Annotated in this window: 13 protein-coding genes; 8 read left to right on the top strand and 5 right to left on the bottom strand. The window is 39.8% G+C overall.

Translation table 11 applies throughout. From position 1 onward, the window contains the following. Positions 1 to 40 precede the first annotated feature (40 nt). From ACR30L_RS03305 to ACR30L_RS03295, 3 genes are read right to left on the bottom strand one after another with little or no spacing between them, the layout of a single operon-like run. Positions 41 to 796, bottom strand: coding sequence for a phosphoadenylyl-sulfate reductase (locus tag ACR30L_RS03305; protein WP_435236622.1), 756 nt, complete (start codon positions 794 to 796; stop codon positions 41 to 43). After that, the gene (gene cysI, locus ACR30L_RS03300; RefSeq protein WP_435236621.1) at positions 789 to 2,501 is read right to left on the bottom strand and encodes an assimilatory sulfite reductase (NADPH) hemoprotein subunit; all 1,713 of its coding nucleotides are present in this window, start codon (positions 2,499 to 2,501) and stop codon (positions 789 to 791) included. Before cysI ends, ACR30L_RS03305 begins: the two co-directional genes overlap by 8 nt. After that, positions 2,501 to 4,318 carry an assimilatory sulfite reductase (NADPH) flavoprotein subunit gene (locus tag ACR30L_RS03295; RefSeq protein WP_435236620.1) on the bottom strand — a complete coding sequence of 606 codons (1,818 nt, stop codon included), beginning with the start codon at positions 4,316 to 4,318 and terminating at the stop codon, positions 2,501 to 2,503. Before ACR30L_RS03295 ends, cysI begins: the two co-directional genes overlap by 1 nt. A 413-nt stretch (positions 4,319 to 4,731) precedes the next feature. Here ACR30L_RS03295 and ACR30L_RS03290 point away from each other — a divergent pair, with 413 nt between their 5' ends. The 3 genes from ACR30L_RS03290 to ACR30L_RS03280 all read left to right on the top strand — a co-directional run bounded on the left by ACR30L_RS03290 (position 4,732) and on the right by ACR30L_RS03280 (position 8,503). After that, on the top strand, positions 4,732 to 6,396 hold the full coding sequence (locus tag ACR30L_RS03290) for a LytS/YhcK type 5TM receptor domain-containing protein (RefSeq protein WP_435236619.1): 1,665 nt from the start codon (positions 4,732 to 4,734) through the stop codon (positions 6,394 to 6,396). Beyond that, the gene (locus tag ACR30L_RS03285) at positions 6,390 to 7,115 is read left to right on the top strand and encodes a LytR/AlgR family response regulator transcription factor (RefSeq protein WP_435236618.1); all 726 of its coding nucleotides are present in this window, start codon (positions 6,390 to 6,392) and stop codon (positions 7,113 to 7,115) included. The genes ACR30L_RS03290 and ACR30L_RS03285 overlap by 7 nt, the downstream gene beginning before the upstream one ends. A 152-nt stretch (positions 7,116 to 7,267) precedes the next feature. Then, positions 7,268 to 8,503: an L-lactate MFS transporter gene (locus tag ACR30L_RS03280; RefSeq protein ID WP_435236617.1), complete on the top strand. Its 1,236-nt coding sequence runs from the start codon at positions 7,268 to 7,270 to the stop codon at positions 8,501 to 8,503. Positions 8,504 to 8,623: 120 nt separating this feature from the next. Here the strand turns inward: ACR30L_RS03280 and ACR30L_RS03275 are convergent, their stop codons facing one another. Then, positions 8,624 to 9,106: a peptide-methionine (S)-S-oxide reductase gene (locus ACR30L_RS03275; protein ID WP_435236616.1), complete on the bottom strand. Its 483-nt coding sequence runs from the start codon at positions 9,104 to 9,106 to the stop codon at positions 8,624 to 8,626. Between the two features lie 258 nt (positions 9,107 to 9,364). On the opposite strand from ACR30L_RS03275, the gene ACR30L_RS03270 reads away from it, so the two are divergent. The 5 genes from ACR30L_RS03270 to rpiB all read left to right on the top strand — a co-directional run bounded on the left by ACR30L_RS03270 (position 9,365) and on the right by rpiB (position 14,918). Continuing rightward, positions 9,365 to 9,835, top strand: coding sequence for a hypothetical protein (locus ACR30L_RS03270; RefSeq protein ID WP_435236615.1), 471 nt, complete (start codon positions 9,365 to 9,367; stop codon positions 9,833 to 9,835). Between the two features lie 486 nt (positions 9,836 to 10,321). Further along, positions 10,322 to 11,440 carry a fused PTS fructose transporter subunit IIA/HPr protein gene (gene fruB, locus ACR30L_RS03265; protein WP_435236614.1) on the top strand — a complete coding sequence of 373 codons (1,119 nt, stop codon included), beginning with the start codon at positions 10,322 to 10,324 and terminating at the stop codon, positions 11,438 to 11,440. Further along, a complete protein-coding gene (gene pfkB / locus ACR30L_RS03260) occupies positions 11,437 to 12,390 on the top strand; it encodes a 1-phosphofructokinase (RefSeq protein WP_435236613.1) in 954 nt (317 codons plus the stop codon). The genes fruB and pfkB overlap by 4 nt, the downstream gene beginning before the upstream one ends. 12 nt (positions 12,391 to 12,402) lie before the next feature. Beyond that, the gene (gene fruA / locus ACR30L_RS03255) at positions 12,403 to 14,151 is read left to right on the top strand and encodes a PTS fructose transporter subunit IIBC (RefSeq protein WP_435236612.1); all 1,749 of its coding nucleotides are present in this window, start codon (positions 12,403 to 12,405) and stop codon (positions 14,149 to 14,151) included. Positions 14,152 to 14,366: 215 nt separating this feature from the next. Next, complete coding sequence (gene rpiB, locus ACR30L_RS03250; RefSeq protein ID WP_435236611.1) at positions 14,367 to 14,918, top strand: ribose 5-phosphate isomerase B; 552 nt, start codon at positions 14,367 to 14,369, stop codon at positions 14,916 to 14,918. Between the two features lie 385 nt (positions 14,919 to 15,303). Here rpiB and cra read toward each other — a convergent pair whose 3' ends face one another. After that, the gene (gene cra / locus ACR30L_RS03245; RefSeq protein ID WP_435236610.1) at positions 15,304 to 16,293 is read right to left on the bottom strand and encodes a catabolite repressor/activator; all 990 of its coding nucleotides are present in this window, start codon (positions 16,291 to 16,293) and stop codon (positions 15,304 to 15,306) included. Positions 16,294 to 16,581: the final 288 nt, after the last annotated feature.

Below are 16,581 nucleotides of genomic sequence, written 5' to 3'. Positions count from 1 at the left end.
ACTTCATAAAAAAATGCGTTAAAACAAGTTTATTACGGATTTAAATACCGGAACCGTCGGATTCTGCCTCATGCAATCCACATTCACGTTTAAGACCAAAGAAGCGCGTATCTTCCTCACGCATTCCTTCTTCCCATTTACGTGTAGTATGAGTATCGCCCATAGAAAGATATCCTTCATCTCGCAAGGGATGATATGGCAATTCGTGTTCTTGCAGGTAATAATGAACATCTTTATTGGTCCAATCAATGACCGGTAAAAATTTAAAAACACCATTTTGAATCGCTAAAATGGGGAGATGAGAACGTGATTCAGACTGCTCTCGTCTTAAACCTGAAAACCAAGTGCCTGCATTCAGAGACTGAAAAGCGTCTTTCATTGGCTTAACTTTATTGAGTTTATTATACTTTTCAATGCCTTCTATGCCTTGTTCCCACAACTTACCATAGCGTGCTTCCTGCCATTTCGGCGATTGCTTTGCTTGGAAAACCTGTAAATTAAGGTTTAATCGTTCAGTTAATTGATCAATAAACTGATACGTCTCTTTAAACAAGTACCCAGTGTCCGTCAAAATTACAGGTATATCTGGCTTTATCTGAGTCAGTAAATGCAACATGACAGCGGCTTGGATGCCAAAACTCGAACTGAGTACGAACTCACCTTCTAGGTGTTCCAGTGCCCATGCCACACGTTCTTGCGCGGTCAAACTTTCTAGCATTGTATTGGTCTCAGCCAATAAACTAGTTTGTTCGCTTTTAGAAAGTGCAGTTAACTCTGATAATTGCCAATTAGTCATGAAAATCCCTTTTTGAAATAATCACTTCATCAACGATTTTTTTACGAATAACGAAATCGCCGAAACCTTCACCGTCATCGCGTTCAGCAGCCCAAAGCGCAATTAAATTATCGAGTTCTTCAAGAATCTGCGTATCAGTGATGTTCTCTTTATACATTTTAGGAATACGCGTACCGTTTGTATTACCCCCTAGGTATAAATTATAACGACCAGGACCTTTACCAATTAGACCAACTTCAGCTAGCATCGCTCGCCCACAACCGTTTGGACAACCAGTAACGCGCAGAATAATATGTTCGTCGGCTACGTTATTTTTTTCTAACAGACCTTCAACTTGGGTAACAAAGCTCGGTAAAAATCGCTCAGCTTCCGCCATCGCCAACGGACAGGTAGGGAAAGCAACACATGCCATTGAGTTTTTACGTTGCTCAGTAACACCATCATCAATCAACCCATGTTGACGAGCAATCTTATCGATTTTAGTTTTATCTTTCGTTGCAACACCGGCAATAATCAAATTCTGATTCGCCGTCATACGCAGATCGCCTTTATGGATCTTCGCAATTTCTGCCACACCAGTTTTGAGTGGTTTGCCAGGGTAGTCCAGCAGACGACCATTTTCGATAAATAACGCTAAATGATGCTTACCATCAAAACCTTCAACCCAACCGATACGATCACCGCGTGCAGTGAATTCGTAGGGACGACTAGGCTCAAAGGTAATCCCAGCACGGTTTTCAACTTCTTGCTTAAAGACGTCAATACCAACACGATCTAATGTATATTTTGTTTTCGCATTTTTACGGTTTGAACGATTTCCCCAATCACGCTGGGTCGTTACCACCGCTTCAGCTATTTTCAACGTATCTTCAACGGAAATAAACCCAAAGTCATCGGCACGTCGAGGGTAAGTCGACTTATCACCATGGGTCATGGCAAGTCCACCACCCACTAATACGTTAAAGCCAACTAACTTGCCTTCGTTTGCGATCGCAATAAAGTTAAGGTCATTCGCATGAATATCCACATCATTTTGTGGCGGAATAACAACCGTTGTTTTAAATTTACGCGGTAAATAGTTACTGCCTAAAATCGGTTCTTGATCACCACCTTCAACTTTTTCACCGTCTAGCCAAATTTCAGCATAGGCACGTGTTTTCGGTAGTAAATGTTCACTGATTTTAGTCGCCCATTCATAGGCTTCTTGATGTAATTCAGATTCAATAGGATTAGAGGTACATAACACATTACGATTTACATCACCCGCAGTCGCAATGGAATCAATCCCGGTTTTGTCCAGCATTTGATGCATATGTTTAATATTTGGTTTTAACACGCCATGAAACTGAAAAGTCTGGCGAGTTGTTAAACGAATACTGCCATACATCGTATGTTCAGAAGCAAATTTATCAATATCTAACCACTGTTTAGGCGTGATAACACCACCTGGCATACGAGCACGTAACATTACATTATGCAAAGGCTCTAGCTTTTGTTTTGAGCGTTCAGCACGGATATCGCGATCATCCTGTTGATACATACCGTGGAAACGAATTAACTGAAAGTTATCCGCGCTAAACCCACCGGTCATCGTATCTTGTAAATCTTCTGCAATGGTGCCGCGTAAAAAGTTACTTTCGCCCTTAAGACGCTCATTATCAGAAAGAGGACCTAAATCTTCATTCAATAGTTTTTCATTACTCATTAGTAGACATCCTTTTGATAACGTTTCGCTTTACGCAATTCATTAAGGTATTGCTCAGCTTGTTCAGTGTTTTTGCCGCCTTGCTTTTCAATAATAGTCAGCAATGCTTGGTTAACATCTTTTGCCATGTGAGTTGCGTCGCCACACACATAAATATAAGCACCCGACTGAATCCAATCCCACACTTGCTCAGCTTGTTCTAGAAGACGATCTTGAACATAAATTTTTTCTTTTTGATCTCGGCTAAAAGCTAAATCAATACGTGAAACAAGACCTGATTTTAAGTATTTTTGCCATTCAACTTGGTATAGGAAATCCTGCGTAAATGAACGGTCACCAAAGAATAACCAGTTATCACCCTCTGCATCACGATTATCACGCTCTTGTACAAAGGATCTGAAAGGTGCAATCCCCGTTCCTGGACCAATCATAATCACAGGTGCATCATCGTCTTCAGGTAATTTAAAGTGATTATTTGGTTCAACAAACACCTTCACTTTATCGCCTTCTTCTAAGCGTTTTGCTAAATAACTAGAAGCACCGCCCGAACGTTTTTCATCGCCCTGTTGATATTCCACAACACCGACCGTTAAATGAACTTCTTCATCGACTTCCGCTTGGCTTGAAGCGATTGAATATAAACGTGGCGTTAAACGACGTAATAAACCTTGAAGTTGTTCGGCTGTTAATGCCGTTTTCTTCTCTGCTAATAAATCGATGAACTGTGTATTGCCCGCATATTCACGTAGCTTATCTTTATCTTCAACTAGCTTAGCTAAACGCTTACTGCCAGATAACTCAGCATATTTGTTCACTAATTGCGGATTAGCCGCTGTAATTTCATAGTGACTGATTAATGCTTGTTTAATGGTGGTAGACTCGCCATCAACATCAACGGATTCATCGCCGCTTAAGCCAACTTTTGCTAAAATCCCATCAACCAGTTGTGCATCATTTTCATACCATACACCGAGTGCGTCACCGGGTTGGTAAGTTAAGCCAGATTCATCAAGGTCAATCTCAATATGATGAACATCTTTGCTTGAATCACGCCCAGTAATTTTTTGACTAGTTAATAACTCTGCACTAAAAGGATTTTGCTTATTGTACTGTGAAGCAGTAGCAGTCTCCGCAGCAGTAACAACACTCGTAGTTGTCGCTTGCTGTGCAAAACTTTCTTTAATTTTACTTAATAATAAATCGATCCATTGACTTGCAGACTCTTCATAATCAACATCACAATCGACTCGTTCGACGATCGGCGTTGCGCCTAATTGACTAAGGAATGCATCGAAATCTTTACCGGTTTGACAAAAGAATTCATAGCTAGAATCGCCTAAAGCTAAAACCGCATACTTAAGATCTGCGAGTTTCGGTGCTTTTTTCGATTGTAAAAAATCATGTAAATCAATCGCATCATCGGGTGCTTCACCTTCACCATTGGTCGACGCAACAAATACAACATGCGTTTCTTTGGCTAGGTTCTTACCTTTGTAATCACCAGCAGCAACCACCTCAGCAGAAATCCCCTGTACAGCAGCTTTCTCCTGTAAATTACCCGCAAGCCCTTTCGCATTACCCGTTTGAGATGCGTAGATAATGGTTAGTTTTTTAGGTGTTTCAGTGGCGGCAGTCGCTACAATTTGTGGGGCAGCATTTGGAATAGCTCCATTGCTTTGGTTCTGGCTTAATCCCCAGAAATAACCACTCACCCAAGCCGATTGCTGAGAAGATAGCCCGGATGCTGCCTGTTGCAGCCCCTGCATTTGCGTATCATTCAGCGGACTGATGACGGTTAACGATTCATTCGATGACATGACTATTCGATCCTTATTAAGACGTTGCATGGATAGCATAGTAATGATTTAGTCGATCAATAATAAATAACAAAACCGTCTTTTTTATAAGAAATAGGAATATAGAGCGGAGAAAAGACTTTTAAACAAGACATTAACTAAATAATTAGCGTACTTATTAGCAGAAATATGCATCCTATTAACGAAGCGACTTCGTCTTAATAATGACAAATAACGGTGCAATACAAACCACATCACATCGGTGTTCAAAAAAATGCCGACAAGCAATTTGATTTTTCTCATTAATTTTGTCCCACTTTTTCGTTACACTTCACTCTATTCTTTTTCACTACTTTCACTTAATTAATATTGTGAAGATTTACCCATCATAAATAATTAAGCTGATTGGTATCACATACCTCAGTGAGGCTCCCTTGTATTTAGAACAATTCACTATGTTATTGGCCGTATTTGAACGTGCCGCTTTAATGTTAATGGCACTTTTTCTGCTAACCCGAACACAACTTTTTCAACAAATCGTTATCAAACATCACCGTACCCCCAGAGAAACGGCATTGATTTTAGTGTTATTTGTTTTCTTTGCCGTATTCAGTACCTACACAGGGATTGATGTTTATGGTTCAGTCGTCAATGTTCGTATTATTGCGATTATCTGTGGCGGTATTCTGTTTGGCCCTTGGGTAGGTATTTCAGCGGGGGTGATTTCCGGCATCCATCGTTATTGGATCGATATTGCAGGTCCAACCTCGATGGCTTGTTTAATAACCAGTACATTAGCGGGTGTATTGGCTACTTGGATCCATCTACGCAGTGATAAGAAGAACTATGCGAAATACGGTATTGCAGCGGGTATGTTCTGTGAAGGCTTGACCATGATTCTTATTCTGCTACTCAATAATAGTTCCGAATTAGCCTTATCCATTGTTGAACAAATTTCAATACCGATGATCACTGGCACCGTCTGTATTGGATTAATTATTATTCTTGTTCAAGATCTTGACGATGAAAAAGACAAGCTCGCCGCAATGCAAGCGAAACAAGCACTAAAAATTGCCAATATGACACTCCCGCATTTTCGAAAAAATGACCGAGATTCATTAGTAAAAGTTTGTGCAATTATTCGTCGAGAAACCGATGCCGATGCCGTCGCTATCACCGACACTAGTGCAGTAAAAGCCTACGTCGGCATGGGGGAAGAAAACTTCCTCGATTCCCACCATAAAATCAGTTACATGACGCAACAAGCCGTGAATTTAGGGCAACAGATCATCAGTAACAACCTGAATGTCCATCATTTTCATTCACTGTTAATCATTCCACTCTGGGAAAATGGCCAAGTCACAGGCACCTTGAAAATTTTCTATAGTCAACCGCACCGCATTCGTCATGCGCTACGAGAAATGGCAATCGGTTTATCGCACCTCATCTCAACACAGCTTGAAGTATCTAAAATGGAGCAATTGAAAACCATGGCTAGTAAAGCCGAATTTTCAGCCCTCCAAAATAAAATTAATCCACACTTCTTATTTAATTCCTTAAATGCGATTTCAACCTTAGTACGGATAAAACCCGATCAAGCACGGCAATTGATCGCCAATCTCGCCAGCTTTTTAAGATTTAACTTAGAGAAAGGCGATGAATTAATTGATATACAAGAAGAAATCACCCAAGTACAAGATTATGTTGCTATTGAACAAGCACGATTCGGTGATAAGCTCACGGTCAAATTTGATATCGATGGCGTCCACACAAAAATCCCCTCTTTACTTATTCAACCACTTGTTGAAAATGCAATACAACATGGCATTGTGCCCGCCCGTAGCCCCGGTATAGTGACCATTTCAGTAAAAAAACAAGGAGCAAAAGTCAAAATAACAATTGCCGATACGGGCGTTGGTATCGACCCCGACGTGATTCCACGTATTTACCAAGGCTCACTTGGCAGTAAACACATTGGCATGGCAAATGTGCATCAACGCGTCAGCTTATTATATGGCGAAGGACTTGATATTCAACGTCGAGAGCACGGAACAGAAGTGTCCTTTAATGTAACCGATATGCAGGAGGAAACATGCTAACAGCAATTATTGTCGAAGATGAATACCTCGCCAGAGAAGAACTTAATTATCTAATCAAGACTTACAGCGAGATTAAAATCGTCAGTGACTTTGACGATGGACTTGAAGCATTTAAATACTTACAAACAAATACCGTTGATATTGTTTTTCTGGATATTAATATCCCGTCAATCGACGGCATGATGCTCGCCCGTAATATTCATCAGTTTGCGCAGCGTCCACAAATAGTATTCACTACCGCCTATAAAGAGCATGCATTAGAAGCCTTTGACCTAGAAGCCTTTGATTACCTATTAAAGCCCCTAGACGAAAAACGCGTGCAGCGATTATTAACTAAACTAGAAGATCATGCTAACGCGCTGTTGCCAACAGAAGAAGGCCCCGAAACGGCAACTAGCATAAATTTGTCGCGTGATAATCGTATTCGCATTATGCCCATTGACAATATCATTTATGCAGAAGCAAATGAAAAAATAACCGAAGTACATACCGAGAGTGGTACGTATATCGCCAATTACACAATCAGCGAATTAATGAATAAATTACCCAGTAAAGTGTTCTTCCGAAGTCACCGCTCCTATTGTGTCAACCTCAAGCGTATTGAAGAAATTATCCCCTGGGCAAACAGTACTTATCTTCTAAAATTACACAATGAAAAAGAAAAAGTGCCCGTTAGCCGAGGCAACATCAAACAATTTAGAGAATTAATGAACTTGTAATTCATGCTCAAATAATGCAATTCATGCCACTGAATTGCATTTCATTTTATACTTTCCCCTACATATTGTAATGTCTATTTTTTGTTGTAATTTGATCTCAACTGAGGTGGTTTAGACCGCTTTTTAAACTTAAATGTTGAGGAGATAAGACAATGAAAACATCCCAATCCAATCAAAAAAAATGGTTTACATTAGTTGGCACCGTGATGGCTCAATTCGCCCTTGGTTCTGTTTATACCTGGAGTTTATTTAATTCACCTATCGCAGAAAAACTCGATGAACCAATTAGCCAAGTTGCATTCTCATTTGGTATTTTAAGTTTAGCCCTTGCCTTTGCATCATCGATTTCAGGAAAACTACAGGATCGCTTCGGGGTCAGAAAAGTAACCATTGGCGCAGGCCTTCTACTTGGTGCAAGCTTATTACTTTCGGCACATGCAACCAACCTAGCGATGATTTATATTTGTGCAGGGTTGCTGGTTGGCTTTGCCGATGGCACGGGTTACCTAATGACACTATCGAACTGCGTTAAATTCTTTCCAAAAAACAAAGGCCTCGCTTCAGCCTGTGCAATTGGTGCCTACGGCTTAGGTAGCTTAGGTTTTAAATACATTAATATGTATCTGCTCAATCATTTCAACCTTGAACAAGCTTTTCAATATTGGGGAATCATTGCCATGGTGATCGTGATCATTGGCGGTTTATTAATGGCAGATGCGCCAAAAAAAATGATTACTTCAAATGTATCAACACCATTAAAAGAAGCAGCGATGGCCGGTGAATTTACATTAGCTGAAACCATCAAAACGAGTCAGTTTTGGATGCTCGCCACTATTTTCCTCACTATTTGCATGAGTGGGCTATATGTTATCGGTGTGGCAAAAGACATCGGTGAAAACTACATCCACTTATCCGTTGCTTCTGCAGCCAGTTCTGTTGCTGTTATCGCCGTTGCGAATCTTGGTGGTCGACTTGTTCTAGGTGTGTTATCGGACAAAATAGATCGAATGAAAGTGATCGGACTTGCTATCTTAATTGCCTTTATTGGTGTAGCAGCACTTGTCTTTGGCGCACCCAATAACACCACATTTTACTTTTCAGTTGCCTGTATTGCATTTAGCTTTGGTGGCACGATTACCGTTTACCCATCACTTATCAGCGATTTCTTTGGCTTAGACAACTTAACGAAAAACTACGGTGTGATTTATCTTGGATTTGGTATCGGTAGTATTGCAGGGTCTATTGTCGCATCAATATTTGGTGGATTTATTCCCACTTTCTACATGATTATGACACTTCTCGTTATCTCATTGTTATTAACATTAATTATCAAAAAACCAGGATATCAAGCACCTGAAATTGCGAATCTTCAAGTTGCTATGCAATAAAGAGCAATCGAAAAAGACCACAAACCACCTCAGCGTTCACCTTAACTTAAAGCAGTTAAGGTGATCATACTAACCACCACAACGAAGAAAAACTTCCCCAACGTTAACCCACGGAACTTATTACTTATTGCGGTATTTATGTAATAAATCCATCGGAATATGGCAATAATCATCTGGTCGTAAAGTTAAACGATCCTGATGTTCATCATCACTTTTCACATAATTGGAAAGTGGTTTTATTTCCACGACTACTTTGTCGGCATCATCGCGTTTAGTAATATATTGCCTAACAATATCAAGGTCAGCTGTACTTTCACTATAAACACCCGTCCGGTATTTTTCACCCACATCTTCTCCCTGACGATTGACACTATAGGGATCAATAATCTCAAAGAAATACCCCATTAATTCAACAATTGACACCGCTTCTGTGTCAAATTCAATCCGAACACATTCAGCATACCCATCATAATCCGATTTTGTTGTTGAAGAAGCGCCATTTGCTCGTCCTGCTTCGGTACTTATCACACCGGGTAAATGACGCATAAACTCCTGCACGCCCCATAAACAACCACCTGCAAAATAAATCTCTTTTATAATCATCAACGTTATCCATTAAAAATAAGGCGAAAACTGTAACAAAATTAACCGCAAAGATGAAAATAAAATTCAGAATATCACCATGAGCATAAATCTTTGAAACATCAGTTTAGTTTCAAAAATTGTATCTGTGGCAACTTTCAATATTTACACTTGTGTTATTATAATATTAGTTATCGTGCTTATGTTGGCGGCACTGTAAACCTAAATAAAGTAAAATAAGCCCGTTATAAATAAACGAGTCAGTGATGGAGTGACACAATGAGAAACCAAAAAGACATTGCATTAGATGCGATTGAACTTGTTAAACCTGCAATCATGAACCTATTCGAGCGCACATGTCGAAAAGAACTTCATATCGTTGTAATGGATCCGACCATTAAACCATGGGAAGCTAAATTTGAAGATGCGATTTTAGTCGAAGATACCACTGGGACTCCAGCAGAGTGGACGGCACCTTTCGATGAATTAGCACGTAAAAAAGCACAACAGGCATGGCGTGACGGTGTAGCGAATATTAATCATCAAACCCAACATCCCGCTTCATTACGCGAAGGTGATATTTTATATTTTGGTTCGTTTGTTTACGGTAATATCGTGGTTGGTTGTAGTGGTGTTGAACCTTATTACGATATGCTAATTAGTAGCTGGGTTGCACTGGCCTTTGAACAACTCACTATCGCTGAATATCAAATAGATAAAATTGAAACACCTAAAAAAGCATTTAGATAACACTTTGGCTTGATAGTAACTGAATACAATTGGTATAACTATCAAGCCACGACTTTCCAATTCTTGCATTCAAATTTCATTATTCATTTCTATTTTATTGCTCATCAATTTATTCATCACTGCTGTTTATCTTATTCATCATTGCTGTTTAACGTTCGCCTTTGATTCAGCAAAAACATCTCCTTCCCCACAAAAAATGCGCTGTACTTTCTGAAAAAGGTTGTAAATGTGCGGCTAAAAAGTGTGCTTCATAACGTGTATTTTTTATGTGGTTAAGCACGATCTAAAAAGAAATATGAGATCCAAATCGCGCTATGAACAACCAATAAACAAAAATGAGTTGTAATAGTTGCAATTTATGCTGAATCGTTTCAACATAAAAGCTGAAACGATTCAGTAGCAAAAAAAGAATAACTTTATTTGTCTGAATATTTTTTTACTTTTAAGCTGAATCGCTTCAGCTTAGCAAGATGAGGTGAATAAGCCATGTTAACAATTAACACCAGTGATATTTTTCTTTCTCAAGTCGCCGAAGAAAAAACACAAGCGATAAAATCTGTCGCTAATAGTCTGACTAAAAAAGGCTACGTCGAAGCCGATTACTGCGGTGGCATGCTGGCTCGTGAAACACAAAATTCAACATTCTTAGGCAGTGGTATTGCAATCCCTCATGGCACAACAGATACACGTGGAATGGTTAATAAAACCGGCGTTGTACTACATCACTTTCCAGCAGGTGTTGATTGGGGAAATGGCAATACGGTTTACCTCGCAATTGGCATCGCGGCTAAATCCGATGAACATCTAAAGATCCTAACACAGCTCACCAAAGTCCTATCCAATGAAGGAGTGGAAGAGCTACTCAAACAAGCTGATAAAGCTGAAACCATCGTTGAATTACTGGCGGGTAAAGTACAAACCGAAACATTATTTAATACGGATTTAATCCAACTTAAATTCCCTGCCAATCAACTAATGCAACTTAGCGCAACCGCTGCTGGCTTAATAAAAAATCAAGGTGCAGCAAATAATGAGTTTGTTGATGACGTCATCCGTAATCCAAGTCATTTAGGTCAAGGCCTTTGGTTAATCAGTAGTCAGCAAGGGGTAACAAAAACAGCCCTATCCTTTGTCACCAACGCTGACTCTTTGCAACATCAGAATACCCCCGTAAAAGGCTTACTTTGTATTGCCAGCAATAATGAATTGCATCTTAAAAACTTAAATTTTCTGATTGATATTATCTATAAAAATAAAATCGAACAATTATTAGGTAGTTCAGAAAAAGAGGTCATCGCTTTGCTGACTCAAGAACAAATAGAAGGCAGCCAACAAACCTTTACCATTAAAAACCCACATGGTTTACATGCCCGCCCTGGTGCAATGTTAGTCAATACAACGAAAAAATTTAAGTCCAAGATCCTAATGACAAATCTAGATGGGTCAGGAAAAACGGAAAATGCGAAAAGCCTAATGAAAGTCATGACACAGGGCATAAAATTTGGCCATAAAATACAGTTCACAGCACAAGGTGAAGATGCAGATGAAGCACTCGCTGCAATCGGTAAAGCGATTAATGAAGGTCTAGGGGAGAAAATAGCATGAATCCAACTCTAAAGGTTGTCACGGTGACATTAAATCCTGCATTAGACCTAACCGGTACACTTGATGTACTGAACAAAGGCACTGTAAACCTCCTCGATAGTGGCAGCCTTCATCCCGCTGGTAAAGGGATTAATGTTGCGAAGGTTCTTGCTGAACTTGGTGCCGAAGTGACCGTAACTGGATTGCTTGGTGCAGATAATCAAGAATCCTTTGTACAGTTATTTGAGTCACTCAATATCACGGATCAATTTATCCGTGTCGACGGTGCCAGTCGCATCAATGTAAAAATCGTAGAACAATCGGGTCAAGTAAGCGATCTTAACTTTCCGGGCGTCGTCATCAACAGCGCCGAAATAGAGGACTTCGAACAAACTCTATTTGAACTTGCTAAATCACATGACATTTTTGTTATTGCAGGCAGCTTACCAAAGGGCATTTCAACCCAACAGTTAACAGACTGGATTGAAGCCTTACAAAGGCTCGGTAAAAAAGTATTTTTTGATAGTAGTAATCAAGCACTACTAGCAGGTATTAAAGCCAGTCCATACCTAATTAAACCTAACGATGAAGAGCTAAGTGCAATTATCGGTCAAACACTGAACAGTACCTTTGATATCACTGCCGCAGCCGAAAAGTTACACCAGCAAGGCTGTGAAAATGTGGTGATATCGCTAGGCGACAAAGGCGTGCTTTGGCTTGATAAAACAGGTTGGATGCAATCGATACCACAAAAAATGGATGTCGTAAGTACCGTTGGAGCAGGTGATACCTTAGTCGCAGGACTTTGCTGGTCAGAATTAAACCAGTGGGACAAATCACAGAGCTTAAGCTTCGCCACTGCATTGGCAGCATTTGCAGTAACACAAATCGGTGTCGGTGTTAACGATATAAATAAAGTAAAAGCAATGCAGCAAACCATACAAGTAACCACTCAATTGACCCATGTATAAGAGGACTCAACAATGAAAATAGCTATATTGACAGCATGCCCAAGTGGCGTAGCCAACAGCGTTATTGCTGCAGGCTTAATGAAAAAAGCAGCAGATGAGTTAAACTGGGAGGCGAATATTGAATGCCAATCCAGTATTAGTCCCGTTGATACATTAACTCAAGCACAGATTGAAGCAGCAGACTGCATCATCATTGCTGCGAGTACTAACGTTGATAACAGCCGTTTTAAAGGCAAAAAAGTATACCAATCGGATATTGCAGAATGTCTGAATGATGTAAAAGGCTACCTGCAAAATGCAGTTGAAAAAGCCCAGATACTCACTCAGGTTACACAAGTCACTTCCCCTTCTGTACAAATGAAAAAAATTGTCGCGATTACCGCTTGCCCAACCGGTGTTGCCCATACATTTATGGCAGCCGCAGCATTAGAAGAAGAAGGTAAACGTCTTGGTTATGAGGTAAAAGTTGAAACACGCGGCTCCGTTGGTGCAAAAAATCAATTAACAGCAGAAGACATTAATGCTGCCGATATGGTAATTATTGCTGCTGATATTGAGGTTGATTTAGCTCGTTTTGATGGTAAAAAACTGTACAAAACTAGTACAGGTCTCGCACTCAAGAAAACAGAACAGGAAATTAATAACGCCTTTTCACAGGCAACGATTTACCAAAATCAAGGTGGTAACAACAATACTAACAGCACCACTGAAAATGAAAAATCAGGTATTTATAAGCATCTAATGACAGGTGTCTCTCATATGCTACCACTTGTTGTTGCAGGTGGTTTATTGATTGCCCTTTCCTTTGTATTCGGTATCGAAGCATTTAAAGAAGAAGGTACACTGGCCGCTGCATTAATGACTATCGGTGGCGGCTCAGCCTTTGCACTTATGGTGCCCGTATTAGCAGGATTTATTGCCTTTTCAATTGCAGATCGCCCTGGCCTTGCCCCTGGTTTAATTGGCGGCATGTTAGCAAGTTCTACGGGGGCTGGCTTTCTAGGTGGTATTATTGCTGGTTTTGTTGCAGGTTATGCCGCTAAATTTATTGCCGATAAAGTCAAACTACCCGACTCAATGGCAGCACTTAAACCAATACTAATTATTCCATTGATAGCAAGTTTAGTAACCGGCTTAGTGATGATTTACATCGTCGGAGGCCCTGTTTCTGCAATTATGACGGCATTAACAGAATTCCTTAGCAGCATGGGCTCTGCCAATGCAATATTGCTTGGTATTCTTCTTGGTGCAATGATGTGTTTCGACTTAGGCGGCCCTGTTAATAAAACAGCCTACACCTTTGGCGTCGGTCTATTAGCCTCACAAACCTACGCGCCAATGGCGGCAATTATGGCGGCGGGTATGGTACCTGCACTTGGTATGGGTCTCGCGACATTTTTAGCTAAATCTAAATTTATTCCAAGCGAAAAAGAAGCCGGTAAAGCCTCCTTTGTATTAGGTCTTTGCTTTATCTCTGAAGGCGCAATTCCATTTGCTGCTAAAGATCCAATGCGTGTGATTCCTGCTTGTATGGCAGGTGGCGCATTAACCGGTGCCCTTTCCATGTTATTCGGCGCACAACTAATGGCGCCACATGGCGGTCTTTTTGTTCTCCTTATTCCTGGTGCAATTACACCGGTATTAATGTACTTAGTCGCCATTGCGGCAGGTACAGCAGTGACCGGATTCAGTTATGCATTTCTTAAGAAAAATGAAAATCAAGTAGAAAAAGCACAACAACAAGCAAGTACTACAGCTTAACTTTCCTCAATGCAAACAAACTCTGATGTTAATCGGAGTTTGTTTATCCAACGAAGTGTTAATTACTGAAAAATCATAATCGCACTGAATAAATACATAATTAAAAATGTACAGGGTGAGTCACAACTAAAGATAGATCTATTTATCAATTTAAATTTCAAGTATTTAGGGTCTGCTTATCTTTCGTACCCTAGTGAATTAAAGAGGTATATATTATGAAAATTGCAATTGCCTGTGATCACGCGGGTTTTAGTTTAAAAGAAGAAGTAAAAATATTACTAGAAAAGATGGGGCATCAGGTAATCGACTTTGGCACCGACAGCGAAGCATCATGCGACCTGCCCGATTATATCTACCCAGCAGCCCTCGCTGTTGCACAAAATAAAGCAGATCGAGGCATCTTTATTGATGGCGTCGGATATGGTAGTGCATTAATCGCCAATAAAATATCAGGTTTATATGCCGCAGTATGCCAAGATCCCTTCTGTGCACAATTAGCACGCTCACACTCCAACACGAATATTCTGTGTATCGGCGCAAAAATAATCGGAACAGCCATTGCAGAAGAGATTGTCAAAACATGGATAACGACCGAATTTCTGGGTCATGAAGATAAATACAAAAAACGAGTTGATAGAGTGATTGAAATATCCGAAGCACACCTTAAACCGTTATTTCGTTGTGAAATCGATAAGCAGGAAAAACATATTAATAGCATTATCGCTAACTTGAAAAATAAACCACGCAATATAAGCATTGTTAGTTAACTATACCCGTTACCAATCAAGATGCGTTTATCAGTCACTAGCTCGGATACCAAGGCAAGGCGTAACATGATGACCTTTCGAGCGATTAACTGCGTTAATCCTCTATCGGTAGATGTAAAAACAAGACTTTACATCTTTAATGGCTAGTCCTTATCGAATGTTATAACGCAGTATTGCCATGGTTTATAAGAAACGAGCTAGTGACCCGCAGGGCAAGACGAGAGGCAAACATCTTCGTTGTTATAAAGTCTCGATTTAACCCGTTAAATCTTCACCTTTATGCCTAGAATCTGCTCACCTCTCGTCTTGCTGATTTCTGCATCTTGAATGGTAACGGGTATATATTGGGCTGTTTAAGATATCAATATCTTGATTTAGCCCTTTCCTATCTTTTAACTAATCGACGAGAAATAACCTCAATACAAGGATTATAATTTCCTTTAGCAGCAGCCAAAGCAAGTTGCAGTGCTTTTTCTGCAATGATTTCAAGTTGCTGAGCCAAGGACTGGATTTTAACCGGTAAGAAATCGAGCAAACGATTATCACCAAAGGTTGCTAAATCCACTTTCTGGAGTAATTCAGGATGGGTTAATAAACAATCGAGAACACCTTCGAATAACGCATAAGAAGTCACTAAAATAGCATCTGGAAAACAATCTTGATCAATCCATTGTTGGGTTAAGTATTGACCTTGAACTGCACTAAAATGCTCACCATAGGCGTAGATAACCTTAGGTGAATATGCCTGCTTTTCCAATGCAGTTTTAAAACCCTGTTCGCGTTCTTTAGAAATACTCAGTTCTGGAACAGCACCAATCAAGCCAATACTCTCGACTTTTTTTTCTAACAATGATTCGCTTAATTCAAAGGCCCCATCAAGATCTTCACTCACTACACTCACAAATATTTCGTCATCCAAATAACGGTCAATCGCCACAACGGGCACACCTTTTCGTTGAATCGAACGATAAAAATCATTATCTGCAGGTAAGGAGCTAGCCACTAACAGTACATCAATACTGCGACTAATAAGACTTGTCGCAACATTCATTTCGGTTTCAGGGTCATCATCGGAACATGAAATAATGAGTTGAAAACCTGCTTTTCTCGCATCTCGTTCCAGTAATTTAGCCAACTTTGCATAACTATAGTTTTCTAAATCAGGAATAAGCAATCCCATCGTATGGCTATTACCTGCCCTTAACGCGCTAGCAGCATAGTTCGGCGTGTAATTATATTTATCCACTACCGCTAACACTTTTTTCTGGGTTTTTTCACTAATGCGATATTGAGCAGACTTCCCATTAATCACATAACTGGCAGTCGTGCGAGAAACGCCGGCTAATTTAGCAATCTCTTCTAATTTCATTTTCATTATATAGCTCGCAACAATCGCTTGATTAACCGAAATACTATTATGATTTCAGTCACAACATTTAAATAAGATAATACAATATTGACTGAATCGATTCAGTTTTACAACTAAACTAACTTATTTGTAATATAAATAAGTTAGTTTAGTTGTAATATAAATAAATAGTATACGTCTATAATAGAATCGCAATCAATGATTATAGCTTCGGTAACGTACTGATATAAAATGTTTATTAAAAATATTCCTTAACAAAGCCAATTAGCATAGCCCCCTTTTCCTTTCAAAGCG

This window comes from Psychromonas saccharinae (assembly GCF_051201515.1).
GTDB lineage: Bacteria > Pseudomonadota > Gammaproteobacteria > Enterobacterales > Psychromonadaceae > Psychromonas.
The sequence above is the reverse complement of the archived record's forward strand: the minus strand, read 5'-3'. Positions and strand labels throughout refer to the sequence as shown.

Excerpts from the sequence above, each read along its gene's own strand:
- ACR30L_RS03305 (WP_435236622.1), bottom strand. The coding sequence starts at position 796 with ATGACTAATTGGCAATTATCAGAGTTAACTGCACTTTCTAAAAGCGAA.
- cysI (WP_435236621.1), bottom strand. The coding sequence starts at position 2,501 with ATGAGTAATGAAAAACTATTGAATGAAGATTTAGGTCCTCTTTCTGAT.
- ACR30L_RS03295 (WP_435236620.1), bottom strand. The coding sequence starts at position 4,318 with ATGTCATCGAATGAATCGTTAACCGTCATCAGTCCGCTGAATGATACG.
- ACR30L_RS03285 (WP_435236618.1), top strand. The coding sequence starts at position 6,390 with ATGCTAACAGCAATTATTGTCGAAGATGAATACCTCGCCAGAGAAGAA.
- ACR30L_RS03280 (WP_435236617.1), top strand. The coding sequence starts at position 7,268 with ATGAAAACATCCCAATCCAATCAAAAAAAATGGTTTACATTAGTTGGC.
- ACR30L_RS03275 (WP_435236616.1), bottom strand. The coding sequence starts at position 9,106 with ATGATTATAAAAGAGATTTATTTTGCAGGTGGTTGTTTATGGGGCGTG.
- ACR30L_RS03270 (WP_435236615.1), top strand. The coding sequence starts at position 9,365 with ATGAGAAACCAAAAAGACATTGCATTAGATGCGATTGAACTTGTTAAA.
- fruB (WP_435236614.1), top strand. The coding sequence starts at position 10,322 with ATGTTAACAATTAACACCAGTGATATTTTTCTTTCTCAAGTCGCCGAA.
- pfkB (WP_435236613.1), top strand. The coding sequence starts at position 11,437 with ATGAATCCAACTCTAAAGGTTGTCACGGTGACATTAAATCCTGCATTA.
- fruA (WP_435236612.1), top strand. The coding sequence starts at position 12,403 with ATGAAAATAGCTATATTGACAGCATGCCCAAGTGGCGTAGCCAACAGC.
- rpiB (WP_435236611.1), top strand. The coding sequence starts at position 14,367 with ATGAAAATTGCAATTGCCTGTGATCACGCGGGTTTTAGTTTAAAAGAA.
- cra (WP_435236610.1), bottom strand. The coding sequence starts at position 16,293 with ATGAAAATGAAATTAGAAGAGATTGCTAAATTAGCCGGCGTTTCTCGC.